20 protein-coding genes are annotated in these 21,213 nt (G+C 58.9%); 16 read left to right on the top strand and 4 right to left on the bottom strand.

The window, feature by feature from the left end; all coding sequences use genetic code 11:
• Positions 1-359 precede the first annotated feature (359 nt).
• From bchF to CHU95_RS22430, 16 genes are all read left to right on the top strand, one after another.
• On the top strand, positions 360-899 hold the full coding sequence (gene bchF / locus CHU95_RS11310; protein ID WP_094456440.1) for a 2-vinyl bacteriochlorophyllide hydratase: 540 nt from the start codon (positions 360-362) through the stop codon (positions 897-899).
• Entirely contained in the window at positions 896-2,197 is a 1,302-nt protein-coding gene (locus tag CHU95_RS11305) for a ferredoxin:protochlorophyllide reductase (ATP-dependent) subunit N (protein WP_094456439.1), read from the top strand. Before bchF ends, CHU95_RS11305 begins: the two co-directional genes overlap by 4 nt.
• Positions 2,194-3,750 carry a ferredoxin:protochlorophyllide reductase (ATP-dependent) subunit B gene (gene bchB / locus CHU95_RS11300; RefSeq protein WP_094456438.1) on the top strand — a complete coding sequence of 519 codons (1,557 nt, stop codon included), beginning with the start codon at positions 2,194-2,196 and terminating at the stop codon, positions 3,748-3,750. Before CHU95_RS11305 ends, bchB begins: the two co-directional genes overlap by 4 nt.
• A complete protein-coding gene (locus CHU95_RS11295) occupies positions 3,722-7,495 on the top strand; it encodes a magnesium chelatase subunit H (RefSeq protein WP_094456437.1) in 3,774 nt (1,257 codons plus the stop codon). Before bchB ends, CHU95_RS11295 begins: the two co-directional genes overlap by 29 nt.
• A 107-nt stretch (positions 7,496-7,602) precedes the next feature.
• Positions 7,603-8,421: a ferredoxin:protochlorophyllide reductase (ATP-dependent) iron-sulfur ATP-binding protein gene (bchL, locus tag CHU95_RS11290; RefSeq protein WP_245838158.1), complete on the top strand. Its 819-nt coding sequence runs from the start codon at positions 7,603-7,605 to the stop codon at positions 8,419-8,421.
• A 13-nt stretch (positions 8,422-8,434) separates the two neighbouring features.
• Complete coding sequence (bchM, locus tag CHU95_RS11285; protein WP_094456435.1) at positions 8,435-9,148, top strand: magnesium protoporphyrin IX methyltransferase; 714 nt, start codon at positions 8,435-8,437, stop codon at positions 9,146-9,148.
• A complete protein-coding gene (locus tag CHU95_RS11280) occupies positions 9,145-10,584 on the top strand; it encodes a BCD family MFS transporter (protein WP_094456434.1) in 1,440 nt (479 codons plus the stop codon). The genes bchM and CHU95_RS11280 overlap by 4 nt, the downstream gene beginning before the upstream one ends.
• Before the next feature lie 37 nt (positions 10,585-10,621).
• Positions 10,622-11,407, top strand: coding sequence for a photosynthetic reaction center subunit H (gene puhA / locus CHU95_RS11275; protein WP_094456433.1), 786 nt, complete (start codon positions 10,622-10,624; stop codon positions 11,405-11,407).
• Entirely contained in the window at positions 11,404-12,075 is a 672-nt protein-coding gene (puhB, locus tag CHU95_RS11270; protein ID WP_094456432.1) for a photosynthetic complex putative assembly protein PuhB, read from the top strand. The genes puhA and puhB overlap by 4 nt, the downstream gene beginning before the upstream one ends.
• A 10-nt stretch (positions 12,076-12,085) precedes the next feature.
• Positions 12,086-12,580, top strand: coding sequence for a photosynthetic complex assembly protein PuhC (gene puhC / locus CHU95_RS11265; RefSeq protein WP_094456431.1), 495 nt, complete (start codon positions 12,086-12,088; stop codon positions 12,578-12,580).
• Positions 12,577-12,882 (top strand): hypothetical protein, encoded by a 306-nt coding sequence (locus CHU95_RS11260; protein WP_094456430.1) that lies wholly within the window; start codon positions 12,577-12,579, stop codon positions 12,880-12,882. The genes puhC and CHU95_RS11260 overlap by 4 nt, the downstream gene beginning before the upstream one ends.
• Entirely contained in the window at positions 12,879-13,988 is a 1,110-nt protein-coding gene (gene acsF, locus CHU95_RS11255) for a magnesium-protoporphyrin IX monomethyl ester (oxidative) cyclase (protein ID WP_094456429.1), read from the top strand. The genes CHU95_RS11260 and acsF overlap by 4 nt, the downstream gene beginning before the upstream one ends.
• 6 nt (positions 13,989-13,994) lie before the next feature.
• Complete coding sequence (gene puhE, locus CHU95_RS11250; protein ID WP_094456428.1) at positions 13,995-14,831, top strand: putative photosynthetic complex assembly protein PuhE; 837 nt, start codon at positions 13,995-13,997, stop codon at positions 14,829-14,831.
• 32 nt (positions 14,832-14,863) lie between these two features.
• Positions 14,864-16,081 (top strand): 5-aminolevulinate synthase, encoded by a 1,218-nt coding sequence (gene hemA / locus CHU95_RS11245; protein ID WP_094456427.1) that lies wholly within the window; start codon positions 14,864-14,866, stop codon positions 16,079-16,081.
• A 21-nt stretch (positions 16,082-16,102) separates the two neighbouring features.
• Positions 16,103-16,678 carry an isopentenyl-diphosphate delta-isomerase gene (gene idi, locus CHU95_RS11240; protein WP_207762455.1) on the top strand — a complete coding sequence of 192 codons (576 nt, stop codon included), beginning with the start codon at positions 16,103-16,105 and terminating at the stop codon, positions 16,676-16,678.
• A gap of 372 nt (positions 16,679-17,050) precedes the next feature.
• On the top strand, positions 17,051-17,224 hold the full coding sequence (locus CHU95_RS22430; RefSeq protein WP_165772123.1) for a hypothetical protein: 174 nt from the start codon (positions 17,051-17,053) through the stop codon (positions 17,222-17,224).
• A gap of 119 nt (positions 17,225-17,343) precedes the next feature.
• Here CHU95_RS22430 and CHU95_RS11235 read toward each other — a convergent pair whose 3' ends face one another.
• From CHU95_RS11235 to CHU95_RS11220, 4 genes are all read right to left on the bottom strand, one after another.
• A complete protein-coding gene (locus tag CHU95_RS11235; protein WP_094456426.1) occupies positions 17,344-18,267 on the bottom strand; it encodes a polysaccharide deacetylase family protein in 924 nt (307 codons plus the stop codon).
• Positions 18,267-19,226 carry a polysaccharide deacetylase family protein gene (locus tag CHU95_RS11230; RefSeq protein WP_094456425.1) on the bottom strand — a complete coding sequence of 320 codons (960 nt, stop codon included), beginning with the start codon at positions 19,224-19,226 and terminating at the stop codon, positions 18,267-18,269. Before CHU95_RS11230 ends, CHU95_RS11235 begins: the two co-directional genes overlap by 1 nt.
• Positions 19,227-19,243: 17 nt before the next feature.
• Complete coding sequence (locus CHU95_RS11225) at positions 19,244-19,933, bottom strand: isochorismatase family protein (protein WP_245838153.1); 690 nt, start codon at positions 19,931-19,933, stop codon at positions 19,244-19,246.
• A 181-nt stretch (positions 19,934-20,114) separates the two neighbouring features.
• On the bottom strand, positions 20,115-20,957 hold the full coding sequence (locus CHU95_RS11220) for an alpha/beta hydrolase (protein WP_207762454.1): 843 nt from the start codon (positions 20,955-20,957) through the stop codon (positions 20,115-20,117).
• Between the last annotated feature and the right edge of the window lie 256 nt (positions 20,958-21,213).

Here is a 21,213-nt window from a genome sequence, read left to right as displayed (position 1 = left end):
CTTCCCGTTCGCTGCACGGTAGGTACCCTGCCTCGCTGTGTTGGGCAAGCGATACACTGCCAGATGGCCCATCGGCCCGCAGGGCGGTGCGCTGATTATAGTGGCTGTCTGTGTCGGTCAATATTCTGGCCATCTACTCACGCGAAGACGCCCCCCTTTTGACCCAGAGATTGCGCAGCGCAAGGTGCGGTCGTGGTTCAGGCGATCAGCACGGTGGCGAACAACCCCAGAATGGCGGGCTTGACGAACATTGTAAATCGAAATTTACGTCAACTTAGGTTGACACTCTTTCGTTTCGGTGGGTACTCTTACCCATCCCGATAGTCCCCGCGGAACAGTGTTGGGGAGGAGGAGAGAGCGTGGTCGGCAAGATCCAACAACCGCATTCGGGCCCTGCGCTCTACACCGACGAGGAGCGGCGTCGCCGTGACGCGAGCGGATGGACCTTGGTCCAAGGTGTGTTGGCGCCAGTTCAGTTTCTGGTGTTCCTGGTCAGCCTGGGTTTGATCGTACGGTATCTCTCCACGGGCGAAGGCTTGGCCATGGCGCAGGCATCCGTGGTGATCAAGACGCTCACCCTGTATGCGATCATGATCACCGGGTCGATTTGGGAGAAGGAAGTCTTCGGCGTTTACCTCTTTGCCCGGCCCTTCTTCTGGGAAGATGTCTTCTCCATGCTCGTATTGGCCTTGCACACCGCCTACCTGGTGGCCCTTTGGTTCGCGACACTTGCTGCAACTGGCTTGATGCTGTTGGCGCTGGCCGCATACGCCACTTACATCGTCAACGCGGGGCAGTTTCTCTGGAAACTACGTATGGCTCGGCTGGATGCGGCCCGGCGCGCGGGTGAGACCAATGACATCGAGACAGTCCTGTCGGCTGCGGGGAGGGTATCATGAGCCTGCCCCAACGTACCGCTTGCGCTGAACCCGCCCCCATCCTTCAGCGTGGCCAGCATGAGGTGTTTTGCGGCCTCACCTCCATCATCTGGTTACACCGCAAGGTACAGGATGCTTTTTTCCTGGTTGTCGGGTCGCGGACTTGCGCGCATCTGCTGCAATCGGCCGCAGGCGTGATGATTTTTTCCGAGCCGCGCTTTGCCACCGCCATCATGGAAGAACGTGATCTGGCCGGGATGGCCGATATGCATGATGAGTTGGATGCAGTTGTCGCCCGTCTACTGGAGCGGCGGCCTGATATCCGCATGCTGGTCCTGGTCGGATCATGTCCGTCAGAAGTCATTAAGCTTGACCTGTCAAAGGCGGCGGCAAGGCTTAATGCAGCGCATGCCCCCAGACACCGCGTCATCGCCTATTCCGGAAGCGGGATTGAGACAACCTTCACCCAAGGTGAGGATAACTTCCTGGCTGCGCTGATCGCCGACAAAGCGTCCAGCCGATCATCCGGCGCTGCTGCCAAGCTGGTGGTGCTGGGTTGTCTGGCCGACGTTGTTGAAGATCAGTTCTCACGCCTCTTTGCCGAACTAGGCCTTTCGGGTGTCGTTTTCTTGCCAGGCCGCGACGCTATCAACGGACTCACGGTGGGGCCGGAGACCAGGTTCATCTTAGCCCAGCCCTATCTCGGTGCTGCTGCGACGGCGCTAGAAGCCCGGGGAGCCCGTCGTATCGACGCGATCTTTCCACTGGGGGCCGAAGGCACCAGTGCCTGGTTGCGCGCCATATGCACGGCTTTCGGTGTCGATATGACGCTGTTTGATACTGTGATTACCCAGCCGCGCCGCCGTGCTGCTGAAGCTATGGCCCATTATCGGCCATGGTTGGAAGGTCGCAGCGTCTTTTTCTTCCCCGATTCCCAGATGGAACCATCGCTGGCGCGTTTTCTATCGCGGGAGATGGGTTCAGAATTGGTGGAAGTGGGCAGCCCTTATTTGCATCGCGAACATGTGGCGGCAGAGTTGGCGCTGCTACCGGCGGGCGTTACCCTTTCCGAGGGTCAGGATGTGGACCAGCAGATCGACCGCTGCAGGGCCGCCAATCCTGATCTGATTGTCTGCGGCCTTGGTCTTGCCAATCCGTTTGAGGCGGAGGGGCGCGTCAGCAAATGGTCCATTGAATTCAGTTTCACCCCTATTCAGGGCTTTGAACAGGCCGGTGATCTGGCAGAACTGTTCGCCCGCCCTTTGATGCGCAATGCGATCCTGAGTAACGGCACTGATCGCCGGGGGGCCGTGCGATGAAACTGTCTATGTGGACCTATGAAGGCCCCCCCCATGTTGGCGCCATGCGCATCGCCGCCTCAATGACCGGTGTTCATTATGTGCTGCACGCACCACAAGGTGACACTTACGCCGACCTCCTGTTCACTATGATTGAACGGCGGCAGTCACGTCCGCCTGTCACTTATACGACCTTCCAGGCCCGCGATCTTGCCGGGTCGACAGCGGATATATTCAAACAGGCATGCCGTGACGCCGTTGAGCGTTTCAAGCCTGACGCCCTGTTGGTTGGGGCATCCTGTACAGCAGAGCTGTTGCAGGATGATCCGGGCGGGTTGGCCCGCACTTTAGATGTGCCGGTACCGGTGGTGCCGTTGGAACTGCCTTCATATCAGAAGAAGGAAAACTGGGGGGCGTCGGAGACCTTCTACCGTCTGGTCCGTGCCTTCGTGGGTCGGAATCCACGGCCCGAGAACATCCCGGCAAATAGTTGCAACATTCTAGGTCCGACCTCGCTCGGCTTCCGTTGCCGCGACGACGTGACAGAGATTGTCAAGCTGCTGACAGACGAGGGGTTGGACGTACGCGTCGTGGCCCCGTTGGGTGCCACACCCGCCGATCTGGCCCGCCTGCCGGAGGCGGCGTTCAACATCGTGCTGTATCCGGAAATCGCTGACATCACGGCGCGGTGGCTGAAGACGGCGCATGGCATGCCCTTCATCTCCACCGTTCCTATCGGCGTGGGCGCTACGCAGCAGTTCCTGGCAGAGGTGCGGGCCCAGGCCGGTCTGCCCGCCCGGGAGACCCCAGGCCGTGATCGCCTGACCTGGTACAGCCGTTCCATCGACAGTAACTATCTGACCAACAAGCGGGTCTTCATATTCGGCGATGCGACCCATGCGATCGCCGCCGCCCGCATCGCGTCGGAGGAACTGGGCTTCCGCGTCTGTGGCCTTGGCACCTACATGCGTGAGTTCGCCCGCGATGTGCGTGAGGCGGCCGCCAAGTATGGGGTGGAGGCGCTGATCAGCGACGACCATCTGGATGTCGAGGCTGCGATTGTCGCCGCCCGGCCCGAACTGGTGCTGGGCACCCAGATGGAACGCCATATTGCAAAGCGCCTGCGCGTTCCTTGTGCCGTGATTTCTGCGCCCACGCACGTGCAGGACTTCCCCGCCCGTTACTCGCCACAAATGGGGAACGAAGGGGCGAATGTCATTTTTGACAGTTGGGTCCATCCCTTGATGATGGGTTTGGAGGAGCATCTTTTGCAGATGTTCCGCGACGATTTTGAGTTTAACGACGGGGCGTCCGCCTCTCACCTGCATCCCCATGCCCCTGTTGCCATACCGGCTCCGGTTCCGGCCGCCGCCGACCCTGCGGTCAGCGTAGCGGCGGCCCCGGCAGGCGTGGTTGCGGCCTGGACGTTGGAGGCGGAGAGGGAGCTGCAGAAGATCCCGTTCTTTGTCCGGGGCAAAGCCCGGCGCAACACCGAACTCTTTGCCCGGGGCAAGGGGATCCATCCGATAACCGTGGAGACGCTGTATGACGCGAAAGCCCATTTCGCCCGCTGACAGCACCCCGGTCCGGGTGGTGCTGGTCACATTGGATAATCACATTGTGGCAGCAGTGGACGCAGCCCGTATTGCGCTTACACGCGAATTGCCGGGTCTGGTTCTGACGGTCCATGCTGCCACCGATTGGGCGGAGAATGCGGGTCGGCTGGCGGCTTGCCGGTCGGATATCCTGGCCGGTGACATTATCATCGTCTCGATGATCTTCGTTGAAGAGCATGTGAAGGCCATTGCCGACGTGCTGGAGGCCCGTCATCGCGCTTGCGACGCCATGGTCTGCTGTATGTCCGCCGGAACGGTCATGAAATACACGACCATGGGCCGTTTCCGCATGAGCGATGAGCAGAAGGGCCCCTTGGCGCTACTGAAAAAGCTGCGCGGATCCAGTTCGCGTGGCGGCCGGGACAGCGGCAAATCGGCGGGCGAACGGCAATTGGCCATGCTGCGCCGCCTGCCCAAGCTGCTGCGCTTTATCCCCGGCACGGCCCAGGATGTGCGCAACTACTTCCTGACCTTGCAGTATCGCATCGCCGCGTCGGAAGACAATGTGGCCAACATGGTGCGTCTGCTGGTCGCCAAATATGCGCGCGGTGACCGCAAGGGTCTGCAGACGAAGGTCACGGTTGGCGATCCGGTCGAATATCCCGATGTCGGCCTTTATCATCCGCGCCTAAACCCGCGTGTCACAACGCAACTGTGGACGCTGCCCACCGTCCCATCGCCGCGTGGCACCATCGGCCTGCTGTTGATGCGCACCTATATCCTGTCTGGTGACACGGCCCATTATGACCGGGTGATCGCAGCATTGGAGGGGCGCGGCTACCGCGTGGTGCCGGCCTTCTGTTCCGGCCTGGACATGCGGTCGGCGGTTGAACGCTTTATGCAGGTTGACGGTGGCGGTGTGGCCATCGACGCGCTTTGCTCGCTGACCGGGTTCTCGCTGGTCGGCGGCCCCGCTTACAGCGACAGCACCGCTGCGGCCCGGACGCTGGGCAAACTGGACGTGCCCTACCTGTCGGCCTTCGTGACGGAATTCCAGTCGAAGGAAGGCTGGCAGAAGTCCGGACAGGGCCTGACGCCGATTGAAACTACCTTGATGGTAGCGATCCCGGAACTGGATGGGGCCATTGGCGCCATGGTCATCGGTGGTCGGTCAGAAGGTGGGGCCAAAGCCAAGCCCTGTACCTGCGCCCGGCAGTTGGGTGAATGCCCCGCCAACCGCGCCTGCATGCAACCGGATGAGGAGCGGGTGGAGCTTCTGGCTGACCGGTTGGCGGCGATGGTCGATCTGCGCCGCAAGCAGCGCCGCGAGCGGCGTATTGCCGTCACCCTGTTCAACTATCCGCCCAACAGCGGCAGCATCGGTACCGCCGCTTTCCTTGCTGTCTTTGAAAGCCTGCACGCCACTATGAAACGGCTGGCGGCAGAAGGGTATGATGTCGATGTTCCCGACAGCGTCGACACGCTGCGTACCATGCTGCTGGAGGGTAACGCCGGCTTCCATGGGACGGAGGCGAATGTCCATGCCGTGGTCTCGGCGGATCAGCATGTTCGGCGCGAACGGCATCTGGCCGATATTGAGGCGCAATGGGGCGCTGCACCAGGCCGCATCCTGAGCAATGGACGCGGCATCTTCGTGTTGGGTCGGCAGTTCGGCAATCTGCTGGTCGGTCTGCAACCCTCATTCGGGTATGAGGGCGACCCAATGCGCCTGCTGTTTGAGGGCGGTTTTGCCCCAAACCATGCCTTCGCCGCCTACTACACCTACCTGCGTGAAACATTCCGCGCCGATGCCGTGCTGCATTTCGGCACGCACGGGGCGCTGGAATTCATGCCAGGCAAACAGACGGGCCTGTCAGCCACCTGTTGGCCTGACCGTATCCTCGGCGCCCTGCCGAATTTTTACCTGTATGCGGCCAATAATCCGTCTGAAGGTTCTATCGCCAAACGGCGTTCGGCGGCCACCCTGGTGTCCTATCTGACCCCGCCCATTACACAGGCCGGGCTATATAAGGGCTTGAGTGAGTTGAAGGCCGGCCTTGACAGTTATCGCGCCACCCCGCCGGAGGCTACGGCCGAGCGCGGGCGGATGATGGCGCTGATCCGCGTGCAGGCCGAGCAGCTGGACCTCAGCCCCGCACCGCCGGATGCCGACGAGGCACAGGCCGTGCAGTATCTGATGCAGCAGATGATGGAGCTGGAATATGCCTTGATCCCGCATGGCTTGCATGTGGTGGGCCAGGGCATGGACCGGGCAGAGCGGCTGGAACTGTTGGGTCATGTGGTTGCCGGCATGGAGGATGCCGCCTTCCTGCGCGGTGATACAGCCCTCATGGCGGCCATCGTGGATCAGGACAGCCGCGCGATTGATGCGGCCCTGCGCGGGGCGGACGATGCGAGGCGCGCTACAGTCACCCGTCTGTCGACGATGAATGTCGGCCTTCTGCATAATGAAGAACTGGACGGTCTGGTCCGTGCGCTGGATGGACGGTTTGTGATGCCGTCACCGTCGGGCGACCTGCTGCGCACGCCCGACCTGCTGCCTACCGGACGCAACATCCATGGCTTTGACCCGTTCGGCCTGCCCAGCGCCTTTGCCATGCAGGATGGGGAGCGTCAGGCGGCGAAGATCCTTGAACGCTATCGTCAGATTGACGGGCGGCTGCCGGAAACGGTGGCCATCGTGCTGTGGGGTACGGACAATCTGAAGACCGGCGGCGCGCCCATGGCGCAGGCCCTGGCCCTGATGGGGGCGCGTCCCCGGCTGGATGCCTATAACCGGGTCTGTGGAGCGGAGCTGATACCGCTGGCGGAACTGAAACACCCCCGCATTGATGCCGTCATGACCCTGTCGGGCATCTTCCGTGACCTTCTGCCCATTCAGGCGGCGATGTTGGCGGAGGCCAGTTACCTTGCTGCGACCGCCGATGAACCGGTCTCCATGAACTATATCCGCAAGCACGCGCTGGCCTATTGCGAGGCCCATGGCTGTGTGCTTGAGGCGGCTTCATACCGTGTCTTCTCCAACGCAGACGGGGCGTATGGCGCCAATGTCAACATGCTGATCGGTTCCTCCTCCTGGACGGATGATGAAGAAATTGCCGAGACCTACACGAAGCGCAAAAGCTTCGCGATCAACCACAAGGGCAAGACCAGCCATCAGGCGGCTGTGTTGGACTCCATCCTCAGTGAAGTGGACATGGCCTATCAGAACCTCGACTCTGTCGAGGTCGGCGTCACCACCATTGAGCATTATTTCGACACGCTGGGCGGTTTGACCAAGGCTGTGTCGCGGGCCAAGGGTGATGCCGCTTTGCCGGTGTTCATCTCCGACCAGACACAGGGCGAGGGCAAGGTCCGTACGCTGGGTGAGCAGGTGGCTCTGGAAACCCGTACCCGCACCCTGAACCCGAAATGGTTCGAGGGCATGTTGAAGCACGGGTACGAGGGTGTTCGCCAGATCGAGGCGCAGGTGACCAATACTCTGGGTTGGTCGGCCACTGCCGGTGGCATCGACCCCTGGGTTTATCAACAGATGACAGAAACATTCGTGCTCGACACCCAGATGCGCCAGCGTCTGTCGAGCCTTAATCCCGCCTCTACGGCCCGCGTCGCGGCCCGGTTGATGGAGGCGCATGAGCGCAATTACTGGCAGCCGGACACAGAGACTCTCGATGCCCTCCGCCGGGCGGGTGAGGAACTCGAAGACCGTCTGGAAGGCGTGGCAAGGGAGGCTGCCGAATGAACATACAGATCAATACCAAGACAGTAGAACGTGACGCGCGTCTCGTTCAGTCATTGCGCGAACGCGCCGACGGTGAGGGTAGTGTTCAGGTCCATCTCGACCCGACCATGGAGATCGATGGAGCCAAGGTCTTCGCCGTTTATGGCAAGGGGGGCATCGGCAAGTCCACCACCTCTTCCAACCTTGCGGTTGCCTTCTCCAAGCTGGGTAAGCGGGTTTTGCAGATCGGCTGTGACCCCAAGCATGACTCGACCTTCACCCTGACCAAAAGCCTGATCCCCACCGTCATCGACGTGCTGGAGAAGGTGGGGTTCCATTCCGAGGAGCTGCGGCCCGAGGATTACATGGTCCAGGGCTATAACGGCGTGCAATGCATCGAGGCGGGTGGACCGCCGGCGGGCACCGGCTGCGGTGGTTATGTGGTGGGGCAGACGGTCAAGCTGCTGAAGGAACATCACCTGCTGGACGATACCGACGTCGTGATCTTCGACGTGCTGGGTGATGTGGTCTGCGGTGGTTTCGCCTCGCCGCTTCAGCATGCTGAACGTGCCGTAATCGTGGCGGCCAATGATTTCGACAGCATATTTGCCATGAACCGCATCGTGGCGGCGATCAAGGCCAAGTCGAAGAATTACGAGGTGCGCTTAGGTGGCGTCATCGCCAATCGGTCAAGGGAGACAGACCAGATTGACCGCTACAACGCCGCCATCGGCCTGAAGCGCCTGGCCCACATCCCCGACAGCGATCAGGTGCGCCTCAGCCGACTGAAGAAAAGCACCTTGTTTGAGATGGGCGACAGCCCGGAGATCCTCGCCATCCAGCAGGAATATCTGAAGCTGGCAGAGACGCTTTGGGCGGGGACACCAGGGCTGTTGGTTGAGCCGATGAAGGATCGACAGATCTTTGATTTCCTTGGTTTCGAGTAACTGAGGTCGCGCCATGACACATGTCGACCACATTCGCCGGACGGGAGAGATCGAGCATTATTTCGATCGTACCGCCCTCGACGCATGGAAGAAACTGACGGGTGAACAACCCGTCAGCGGCATTCGTGCAACAGTCCGTAAAGGCCGGGACTGCATGCGCCGCATCCTTATGGGGTTGTTGCCCCAGGACTTGAGCGGTTGGCGCATTCTGGATGCGGGATGCGGATCGGGGGTGATGTCGCTGGAACTGATGGATCGAGGGGCGGATGTCCTGGGCATTGATTTGTCCACTCAAATGGTCGAGTACGCGCGCCAGCGCGCAGCCGAGCTTCGCCCAACCAGTGGGCGGGTCGGTTCCGTCAGGTTCGACAGCGGCGACATGCTTGATACACGCCATGGGCGGTTCGACGCCGTTATCGCTATGGATGTGTTGATCCATTACGAGCCGGCACACGCCATCGGTGTGCTTGAGCAGTTAGCAGCGCGCACAGACCGCAAGATGGCCTTTACATTGGCACCCGGTTCGCGGTTCTTGCGCACTATGCTTGCGGCTGGCCGTGCCTTTCCACGCGGCAATCGGTCGCCCTCCATATACCCTGTAGATACCGCTGCCCTGGTGGAGAGCCTTATTGCTCGGCCGGATATGGCCGGTTGGTCGGTGGGGCAGACAGAGCGCGTCTCTATCGGGTTTTATAAATCGCAGGCGATGGAGGTCTTCCGGCCATGACCGTGGGCGCCGCCAACCGCAGAATTATTGGGTTCTGGCAAAAGCTGGGGACCCGGTACATGCCGTTCGCGGATGCGGCGTCTGTCGAACTGCCGTTGTCGCGGCTGCTGCGGTTGGCTTTGTTCCAGATTTCGGTTGGTTGTGTTTTGGTGCTGTTGAACGGCACCTTGAACCGGGTGATGGTTGTGGAACTTGGCGTACCGATTACGCTGGTGTCTGTTGCCATTGCCATACCTGTACTAGCGGCCCCCTTGCGATTGTTCTTCGGTTACCGTTCCGACGCGCACCGGTCGGTGTTGGGCTGGCGGCGGGTTCCCTATGTCTGGCTTGGCAGCCTTTTGCAGTTCGGGGGGCTGGCCATCATGCCTTTTGCTCTGCTCCTGCTGCAATCGCAGACCGTGGGACCGGAATGGGCCGGCGCTGTGGGCGCTTTCGCTGCCTTTATGCTGGCCGGGTTTGGCATGCATATGTCACAGACGGCAGGTCTCGCGTTGGCGAGCGATCTTGTTCCGGCAGAGAAGCGGCCCCGAGTGGTGGCCTTGCTCTATGTCATGCTGCTGGTTGGGATGATTGGTGCTTCGGCTTTCTATTCGGTGGCCTTAGTGGATTTCTCCGCTATGCGGCTGATCCAGGTGATCCAGGGCACAGCGGTTCTCACCATCGCATTGAACGTCGTCGCCATCTGGAAACAGGAGGCTCGCAATCCTGCTATGGTTGCGAAGCGCGGCACAAGGGCCGGTTTCTGGCAAGCACTGGGGGAGTATCGCAGTGATCCTGGTACCGTTCGATTACTGCTGGCCGTTGCGATCGGGTCGGCTGCCTTTTCCATGCAGGACATTCTGTTGGAACCCTATGGCGGCGAAATCCTGGGCATGTCGGTCGGGCGCACTACGCTGTTGACCGGTTTCTGGGCAGCGGGTGCAGTGGCCGGCTTCGCTTGGGCTGCGCAAAGCCTTCATGCCGGCGGAGAGATGTACCGTATCGCTGCGCGCGGGCTGCTGATCGGGATCAGCGCCTTCTCATTGATCATCCTGGCGGAACCATTGGGGATCCAGGGCCTGTTCCACCTCGGCGCGGCCGGTGTCGGGTTGGGAGGTGGGCTGTTTTCCGTCGGGACACTGTTGGGGGCCATGGCGCTATCGGCACGCTCGGAAAGTGGGATCGTGGTTGGTGCCTGGGGAGCAGTCCAGTCTACGGCCATGGGCAGTAGCCTTCTGGCGGCCGGTTTGATCAAGAATGGCGTCAACAGTCTGGCGCTCGATGGCATTTTGGGCGAGGCGATGGTGACCCGGGCTGCTGGGTACATCACCGTCTATGCCCTGGAAATCGTACTCCTCTTCGTTTGTCTGGCAGTGATCGGCCCTCTCACGGGTCTGCGCTATCGGACAAGCGATACGGGTGACATGCGTTTGGGCTTGGCGGAGATGCCCGGCTGATCGCCGGCATACGTGCCAAATTACTGGAGGGACAAAGATGATCGGTTCTCTCGGCGGCAGCCTTGATGTGGCACAGATGGTGCTCTACGCCTTCTGGCTCTTTTTCGCCGGCCTTCTCTGGTACCTCCGGCAGGAGGACCGGCGAGAAGGCTACCCATTGGAAGAGGATGCGACGGGGCGGTACAATAAAAACCCGTTCCTGTTCATTCCGCCGAAAAAGACCTTTGTTCTGCCTCATGGTCAGGGCACCAAGCAGGTTCCGGACTTTGTCCGTGATACGCGACCGCTGTCGGCCAAGCGCTTTGCGAAGGCGCCAGGCTATCCTATCGAGCCGGTGGGCAACCCCTTGCTTGCCGGTATCGGACCCGGTTCCTGGGCCGAACGTGCTGAGCATCCCGATATGACGGCCCATGGCGATCTCCGCATCGTCCCTCTGCGCCTCGCCAAGGGTTTTGCCATCGCAGAGGGACAGACAGATCCGCGCGGCCTGCCAGTTCTTGCCTGTGACGGCAAGGTAGCTGGCACGGTCAACGATGTCTGGGTTGATCGGTCTGAACACCTGATCCGCTATTACGAAGTGACCATTGGTGCTGGCGAGGCGGCCCGTACGGTCCTTCTGCCCAACAACTTTGTTGTTGTTCAGTCATTCGGTCGTGATCAGCGCCGACTGTATGTCCACGCGATCACTGCTGCCCAGTTTGCAGATGTGCCGGTCACTGCCCAGAACGGGGTGGTAACGCTGCGCGAAGAGGACAAGATCGCTGCCTATTACGGGGCTGGTCTTCTGTATGCGGTGAGTGACAGACAGGAGTCGCTGCTGTGAAACAGTTCATTGCCCGTGAGCACGAAATCGAGCCAGTGCCGGGCCTGCCGGGAAAGCTCCCGGCAGGAGAGGAAATCCTTTGGCAGGGTCGGCCCGCCGCGCGACTGGTGGTTAAGCATGTGCTGAAAGGCACATGGATTGGCGCTTACTTCGTTGTGCTAGCGCTTTGGGCCGCTGCTGCCGGGATGGCTGATGGACAGCCGATTGGTGGCATTCTGTTCTCTGTCGCTGTTCTGATCGGTCTGGCGGCGCTTGTGCTGGCTCTGCTGGAACTGTTTGCCTGGGCGGTTGAACGGACGACGCTTTACACTGTGACCAGCGAGCGGGTGGTTATGCGCTTTGGCGTCGCCCTGTCGATGACCTTGAACCTGCCTTTCAGCCAGATTGATACGGTGGCTCTCGGGCGGTTAACAGGCAAGGCTGGAACGATCGCCATTGCACTGCGTAAGGGCCACCGATTGTCTTGGTTGGTGCAATGGCCGCATGTGCGGGGATGGCGTTTCGCAGCGCCGGAGCCCAGCCTGATTTGTCTGCCGGATGCCGAAACAGTTGGGGCGGTGCTGACATTGGCTTATGGCCGCCATGCCAGTGGGCGGTCAGGCCATCCACGTCTTCTGGTCGCCGCCGATGCTGCCGATGTGGTCCCGCACGCCATTGATGCCGAATAGGAGGGCAAAAATGCGGTCCGCGCTTAGCCTGGGTTACTTCGACAGTCGGAAACGGCGGACGATCAACCGGTTCCCTGCCGGGATTCTTCTAGCCACTGGTGGGCTTCTCACCTTTGCGACTGTCGCCGTGCTATTTGGGCAGGAAACGGGGATTGGTGTCGTGCGGGAAGAGGCGAGCCGGCCCCTGGCTGTTCGTGACATCACCATTACACGCGCTGCCGGGGATCAGGTTGTGGTGACCGACGCGACCACCGGGGCCGTCATCGTCGCCTATCCGGCGAATGAAGGTGGTTTTGTGCGCGGGTCGTTGCGGGCGTTCGAGCGGATGCGCGATGTTGCTTCCGCGCCCAAAGATGCCGCCTACCGGTTGATCCGCTGGGAGTCTGGTCGGGTCAGTCTGTCTGATACAGCGACTGGTGAGCGCGTTTACCTCGATGCTTTTGGGCGTGACAATGCGGCGGCGTTTGCCGCCTTGCTCGGCCCGCAAGGGGGAGGCCAACCATGAACCCGTTGTTTGCACTGATGCGGCGACGCGAGACGATCAACTGCACCGTTGAAATCAACAATACTTTCGAGGCGCTGGGGGCGCATCTGCGCTTCGACAATGGAGTTATCATCCATCCCGGTGACGAGGTACTGGTGCACGGAGCGCCGGTGCAGGTCCCTTATGGGGAAAGCCAAAGTTTCCGTCGCCAGGCGACCATCACCCGCGCTGGTGCGCTGGAGCGTGCCTGGATAAGAGCGACAGGTGACTTGGAAATGCTGGAATTGTGCGAATTCAACTTCACGGAGAGGGCGCTGTCATGAGCAAGCAAGCATTGAAGGCCGATCTCCATGATCATGAACCATCGATTGAGGATAAATTAGCGGCGGTCAATGACACGACGCGCAGCGCACTCGTTTCCACGATGCTGGCGCCGCGCTTCTATACCACCGATTTCGAGGAGATGGATCGGATCAATGTGGAGCCGGTGCGGGCAGAATGGGACGCCTTGATTGCGCAGATGCGCAGCGATCCCAATAAGGGGCATTTCCGCCGCAATGCCGACTGGGATTCGATCAACATTGATGACCTTGACCCAGCTCTACGCGAGGAACTGACAGACTTTCTGGTTTCCTCGCTGACCTCTGAGTTTTCCGGTTGCGTGCTTTACAAAGAAATGAAGCGCCGCGGTACTAACAAAGAGATCTGCGAGCTCTTCGGTTATATGAGCCGGGATGAGTCTCGCCATGCCAGCTTCATCAATGACGCGCTTAAGGATTTCGGAATCGGCGTTAACATGGGGTTCTTGGCTAAGGCAAAGAAATACACATATTTCAAGCCAAAGTTTATTTATTACGCTACTTACCTATCTGAGAAGATTGGTTATGCCCGATACATCACCATCTTTCGTCATCTGGAGAGGAACCCTGACCGTCGGTTCCACCCGATCTTCAAATGGTTCAAGGAATGGTGTAACGACGAGTTTTCGCATGGTGAGGCCTTTTCCTTGATCATCCGCTCTGATGAGCGGTTGTTGAAAGGCATCAACAAATTTTGGATCAAGTTCTTCCTGCTGGCAGTTTTCACCACGATGTATGTGCGCGATCACATGCGTCCGGCCTTTCACGCGGCAATGGGCGTGGATATTGACGATTACGATATGCGTGTGTTCCGGCTGACCTCGGAGATTTCGCGCCAATGTTTTCCATTGGTCCTGGATCTGGATAATCCGGCACTGTGCGAGGGGTTCCGGCGGATGGAGCGGATCAATCGCCGCATGAACGCTGCTAAACAACGCGGCGGCTTCATGGGGACGGTGACCAAGGCTTGGTGGGCGGCGGCGGCGGCTGGCAACTTCGTGCGAATGTACATGGTGCCCGCGAAGGCGAACGCGATCCCGGCGACCTCGCGCTTGCTTCCGGTGTGGTAGGGCATCATGGAAACAGCCCACCCGGTCATCGTTGTTCTGATCGCCATCATCGTTTGGTGGTTGTCAACCGGGCTTGTGCTGGCCGTGGTCCATCGCACGGAACGTGGCGGTTGGGGTCCGCGGCAGGTGATGCCGGTGATGACCTTTTTTGGCATCGCCGGGGTCGGACTGATGTGGTTCGGTGCGCAGGAAACAACCTCGCTTGGTTCTTATGCCGGATTCTTTGGCGCTTTGCTGGTCTGGGCTTGGCATGAAGCCGCCTTCCTGACCGGTGTCCTCATGGGAGGTCGGGCAGGTGAGTGCCCGCCCGCCCTCGTTGGGTTCGCCCGGTTCCGTGCTGCTTGGGAGGCGATCTGCGATCATGAAATTGCCATTCTGGTGACAGGTCTAGGTCTTTGGGTGGCCCTTTCCAACAGCCCGAACTTGTTCGGGCTTGCGGCTTTCGGCCTGCTGTGGGGTATGCGGATCTCTGCAAAACTGCTGATCTTCTTCGGGGCGCCCAATGCGGTCAGTGAATTAATGCCTCGGCGTATCGCGCATCTGAAGAGTTACTTCAGGACAGACCGGCTTACCCCGCTTTTCTACATACTGATGGCAGGGGCGGTATCGCTGTTCGTCCTTCTTGTTATCGCGGCCAACGAGGCAACACAGGACCATTCGGTCGTCGGGCACTCACTGCTGGCGACTTTTATGGCGCTGGCCATCCTTGAACATCTGGTTCTTGTTCTTCCCGTTTCCGATACGGCGCTTTGGCGTTGGGCGGTACCGACGGGGGGTAAACACAGTATTGATCATGGTAGCCACCCTGTTGTTATCCGACAGGCACCCGACAAACAGCAATAATTCTGGAATACAGGGACGGAAAGGGGACAAAAATGGACGTTTTCGCTCATATGCAACAGGCATTGGATGACCTGAAGAATGCTGGCAATTACCGTGTATTCGCTGAACTGGAACGCCAATGCACAGCCTTTCCTAGGGCTACCGTCCATCGGGCCGATGGTCAGACTGGGGAGGTTACTGTGTGGTGTTCCAATGACTATCTTGGCATGGGGCAACACCCTAAAGTGACATCGCGGATGACCGAGATCATCAGCAAATGTGGTGCCGGTGCAGGCGGCACCCGAAATATCTCAGGTACAAATCACTACCATGTACAACTGGAGAAGGAGCTGGCTGATTTGCATGGCAAGGAAGCCGCTCTGATCTTTACTTCCGGCTATGTCTCCAACTGGGCAGCACTTGGTACGCTGCTCTCACGTATTCCAGGGATTATTGTTTACTCCGATGCTCTGAACCACGCTTCCATGATCGAAGGTATTCGCCATTCTGGTTGCGAGCGTCGGGTTTTCCGGCACAATGACTACCAGCACCTGCGGAATCTGATGGCCGCCGATGACCCGAAACGGCCAAAGATGGTCGCTTTTGAATCGGTCTATTCCATGGATGGCGATATCGCGCCGATCCGTGAGATCTGTGATGTTGCTGATGAGTTCGGTGCCATTACCTATATCGATGAGGTGCATGCTGTCGGTATGTATGGTCCGCGCGGTGGTGGTGTCGCTGAACGAGAAGGGTTGATGGACCGGATCACGGTCATCGAAGGCACACTCGGCAAGGCCTATGGTTGTATGGGTGGTTACATCACAGGTTCTACGGTTCTTGTGGACTTTGTCCGCTCATTTGCGTCTGGCTTTATCTTCACCACGGCGTTGCCGCCCGCCTTAGCCGCCGGGGCAACCGTTGCCATTCGCCATCTGAAGGACAGCCAGATCGAGCGCACGCGCCATCAAGCAACCGTCGCAAAAGTTCGCCAAGCGCTGGACGCCCGCGGCATTCCCCATATGCACAATCCAAGCCATATTGTGCCCGTAATGGTAGGAAATGCCTCCAAATGCAAATGGATATCCGATATATTGCTGGATCAGTTTGGTATTTATGTCCAGCCCATCAACTATCCAACTGTGCCGGTCGGAACAGAACGTTTACGGATCACGCCGACGCCGCTTCACACCGATGCCGACATACGTCACTTGGCTGACGCCCTGTCGTCGCTGTGGTCGCAATGTGCGCTGGCCCGGCGTGTTGCCTAACGAAAGAAGAGAGAGGCGGCCATGGGAATGATCGAGAGGCCGATGGTCATTCCTGCGGTGGCCGCAGACGGCTCCCTGTTTCCAATAGAAAAGTTGCACGCCCACATCACAGGTCAGTTGCATCTCGCCATCTCGGTGTTTGTTTTTGACGGTGACTGGGTCCTGCTTCAGAGGCGGGCTTCGGGCAAATACCATTGCGGAGGCCTGTGGGCGAACACCTGCTGTAGCCATCCGCATTGGCGGGAGACAGTTGAGGCGTGTGCTACCCGACGATTGACGGAGGAGCTTGGCGTCACCCTGCCGCTGAATCGCCATCTGACGGTCGACTATGAGGCTGATGTTGGCGGAGGGCTGCGTGAACATGAACGCGTAACGTTATTCAGCGCATCGGTTGACCGTAACCAAATGGTGCTGCGCCCTGATCCTCAGGAGGTGGCAGCGACCCGCTGGGTCAGAATTAACGACTTACAGCGTGAAGTTGCTCAGTGGCCGGAACATTTCACGCCATGGCTACGCATCTATCTGCTGCGTTTTCCGGACCTTGCCTTCGGCTATCCGTCTGATTGCCCCCGCCAGATCGCCGGCGATGTAAGATGAGCCATTGTTGCTGAACACGCGGGACCGGTTGGCGACCTCGACCTGATCACAGCCCGATGCGTACAGCGCCAGGGCCAAGGTGCCTGGCGCCGTCTTGGCCCCTCGTCGTCGTACACAGTCCCCCTGCGATGACAAAGCGGGCATAATTGTCCAGTATGATTGGCAGGTAGAACCAACCCCAATTTATGACTTTAAGGTCGGTCAGATCACTCTGCCACATCGGTGTTCCACTCGGTCACAACGATAAGCCAGAGAGCCACCATCCGCAATCCGCCGCTTCTGTGCTATTGGGGCTGATGCCGAGCCGTTTTGCCATCATCGGTGATCAACTGAGCATGCTGAACTGGGCTTGGGGGGCTGTCATGGGGGGAGGTGTATGTTCTTAGGGTCAATTGGGCAGTTGCCCTACACTACGCCGATCCCTTTGTCCTGAGCGCATTGGCGGAGGTCCGTGTTCCGCTGCTGCGTCTGGGCGTGGAGAACGACAATCAGGAAAGCCCAGATTCCTCCAGCGTGAACAATGCGGTACGCCGTTTCATTGAGTGAGTAACACCCAGCAAAAGGTGACCCGGACGCACCGCCTGTTCTCCGACAGCGGAGTGCTGCAAACAATGCCATCACTGCTTGAAGCCACCCGCGGTGCGTTGCGGTTGGCGAGTGCTCGGTTACAGCGATAACAAATTCAGCAGGTCGTCCGGCCCCACCACGGATACATCCGAACGCCTTAACACGCCAGACAGACCCTCCTCTATTAACTTGATACGATAGGGCAGGCCGCTGACAAATGGACGTAAGGTCAGGGTTAGCAAACGTGGACTATTGAGCCGTTTGGCTTCATCCAGTAGCCAGTCCGCAGCGTCTCTTACCTGGATGGCCCATTCCTGCTCTGGCCGGGTATAGTTAATCAGGATCTGCCAGTCATCCAACTCGTTTGACAGAGGCAAAGCCGCCAATATGCCTTCCTGTGTCTGAAACGTGGTGGGTAGGTCGTCATGTGCCCAGTCGGCAAACCAACGTATAGAGTTGGCTGCCAGTCGGGCCGGTGTCGCGAACCCTTCTGCCCGCGCTGGACTTATCCAGCCGTCGGGTCGGGTTCCTGAAACCGAGTGAAGCGCATCCAGGGTGCGGGTGATGAAGCTATTTTCCTGATCCACCGACAGTCCGGAATGGTGAAGGCTATCCGTGTCCCAACCATGGGCACAGATATTGTGCCCATCCGCAAGAACGTCCCGGACCAGCCCTGGGTACCGCTCTGCCACGGCACCTTGCACCGCGAAGGTGGCACGCAGGCCAAGCTTGCCGAACAGTTTGAGCAAGCGATAGGCTCCGACGCGGTTCCCATAATCACGGGTGGTGTAGTGGCGCAGGTCTGGGTAAGGGGTCTGCATGGCGCCGGGGGTCTTGAAGGGCTGCCCGGTGGGGTTCAGGGGGAAGAACTCCAGCGGAACCACGACCCACAGGCCTAGCAACGCCGCCCTTGGTAGGGTCAAAGGCGCGCGGTCAACAATGGGCGATGCCGGGTAATAGTCATGGTCGGGACCGGCGTGGCGCCGGGCATAGGTCAAATAACTGTCAGGCAGGATGCTCATTACAGGCCCCCCTGCTGGCCGGGGTTGAAGCCAGTACCGGGCCGGAAATTGCCGCGCCGGGCGATATCGGCCAGCGATTGTTCGTAATGATTGGCCAAGTAGAACTCGGCAATTTCCTTGGCCGTCGTTACCCAAACATCTTGACGATGGCTGGTAATGTAGCGCAGCGCCTCTCGGAACGGCCCAATACGATGGGGATGGCCGACCAGATAGGCATGCAGTGGAATACACATCACTGTACCCGTCTCTGACCCTTCCTCCAGTAGCTGATCGAAATGCCGCATGAGGGTATCGGCATAGGCACGTGGGCTTTGCTGGTAGATGCCATAGGTGATTACGTCGTTAACCTCTAGGCTATAGGGCATCGAGATCAGACGTTTACCGCCCTTTACCTTCAACGGCTGCGGTTGGTCATCCTGGAATAGGTCACAACTGTACCAGAACTCATACTCCGCCAGAAGATCCAGGGTGCGTTCAGTATGGGTTAGGGCTGGGGCCAGATAGCCGCGAATTCGTTGTCCCGTAGCGTCCATGACGGACCTGATACTGTCTTCCAGCACCGCGCGTTCCTGCGCCTCGGACATGTTGTACGAATAACGTGTGTTATAGATCCCGTGACTGAAGAACTCCCAATTGCGGTCTACGCATGCACGGATAATCTCCGGATGGTGGTCCAGCATAGCAACAGAAAGGCTGATGCTGCCGCGTATATCGCATTCGTCCATCACTTCCATCAGACGCCAATGGCCGACCCGATTGCCCCAGTCGCGTGCCGAATAGGGGACGATATCGGGATGCGGCCGCCCCCAAGGTTTGCGCGACGGGTTAGTGGGTGGGTCCAGTTCATAAAATTCAATATTCGGGGCGACCCAGAAGGCGACCTTCTTGTTATAAGGCCATGTGATTTTGGGGCGATCACGGTAGGGCCAGAAATCGTACAGGTTGGGATCGCTGTGCATCGGGACCGTCTTTCCGATCAAGCAGCCAGAGTGGCCAGATGGGTGTCTACCTCTGCCACAGTGACGACATCCGCATATTTCAGGAGAAGGTCAGTCAGGTTGGCAAAATGGTAACTTTCATGTTTGTCTGCCACGCATTCTTCAGCAATGATCGTGCGGTAGCCGTGTGAGAGACTATCCACTGCTGTTGCGCGAACGCAGCCCGATGTGCTGCCGCCAGTCACGATCACCGTATCGACCTTGTGCCAGACAAGATAGCTGGGCAGCGGTGTCTCGAAAAAGGCTGAAGGCATACGTTTGTCGTAAACAAGATCCACCGTGTAGTCTATCTCCACCCGTGGATCAAAAGCATGGCGGTCGCTGCCGGCCTTGATGTTTTGCAAGCTGTCGGGTGTGTTGGTACGTGTACCCCACACACCCGCATCACCGGCATCCGCCTTGTAGGCGACACGGGTCCATATAACGGGCATGCCCAGCCGGCGCGCGGCAGCGCTGATCCGGTTAACATGGATAATCTGATCCGGATCGGTAACATAGGCCGTTCTCGGAAACAGGTCTGGCCGCGTATAGGCCTGCTGAAAGTCGACATTCACGATGGCGACGCGGTTTCCGAACCCAAACCTCGCGCGGGCCGGATTGGCTTTCACCTGTTCAAACAATTGGCGGGCTGTCTTGTCCTCCCGCACCATCGTCGGTTCAAACCGCATCGTACCGTCCCTTTTGCGCAGTCAATGATATAATAATATATCATTTAATCGCAACATGCTTGACGGATCAACCGGTAAATCACGATATGGCCACCATGCGGCCAGGAGGGCGGTTGACCTGGATTCCCCTTCGGTCTTGTCACTCACTGCTTTGGGTGGCAACGGGAAGAGCTTCAAGCCATCAGGCCCTTGGCTTCATGTATCCGTGCATGGCCAGCCAGCGGCTGAATGCATTAAACCAGCCGGTGCTGGTGGTTTCCTTATGATACATGCCAAATCCATGGCCACCCCGTTCATAAAGGTGGAATTCGACTGGGTGTCCAGCCGTGCGCCAACTATCGATCAAGCCATACCCCATGTTACCGAACAGGGGGTCATCGGCTGCTAGCGCCACAAACAAGGGGGGCGCATCGGCGGGTGGTTTCATCGCACCGACAGGGCCATAGATGTTGGCGATGAAGGCGGGTTTGGCATCTACACCCTTTTGTGTCATCGCCATGGTCAGCATCGCGCCGGCCGAAAACCCCACCATTCCGATCCGATCTGGATCAATGCGCCAGTGGTTGGCCCGCTGCCGGATCAGTGTAAAGGCCGCACGCGCATCGGCAATCTGTGGTTCGAGAAGGGGCATCATCTCGTCAGGGGATGACCGGGAGGGACGGGCTGCGCCGGAGAACATATCCCGCATCGATTGTTCAAAGGCCCCCATGTCCGCTGGTGTCTGATTGAGACGGTACTTCAGCACAAAGGCGGCAACCCCCTGGTCAGCAAGGGCTTTGGCAACGTCCCAACCTTCATTGTTCATGGATAGGGTGCGGAATCCCCCGCCAGGTGCCACAATGACCGCAGCGCCCGTTGCCTGAGACGGATCTGGCAGGAAGGGTGTAAGCGTCGCAATGGTGACGTTGCGCGCGAAAAGGCTTCCATACTGGCTATGCCAGCTCTCCTTCACTGTAGCACCCGGCAATGAACCAGTTCCCAACTCAATGGCATTTGGTTGGTCGGGAATAGCGATGGGCGTCATTTTATCAGTTTGAGCGGGGGCTGGCGGTGCCAGACTCAACGCTAAAGTCATCGCCAGAATAGTAGGCCACTTCGTTGGCGGCATGGTATTTTCTCCCTTACCTATGTTGAGCTATGTTGAAAAGTCCTTTCGGTGGACTTGTTAACCCTCGTCATTTGAATTGTTTGATAAAAAATACAGTCAACATCCGTCTTATTCATTAAAAAAAATCCAGAAATGCCCTAGTCCAACAGTATACACCGGTAGATGGAAAAAT

It is taken from the genome of Niveispirillum lacus (assembly GCF_002251795.1).
In the GTDB taxonomy this organism is placed as follows: Bacteria; Pseudomonadota; Alphaproteobacteria; order Azospirillales; family Azospirillaceae; genus Niveispirillum; species Niveispirillum lacus.
The sequence above is the reverse complement of the archived record's forward strand: the minus strand, read 5'-3'. Positions and strand labels throughout refer to the sequence as shown.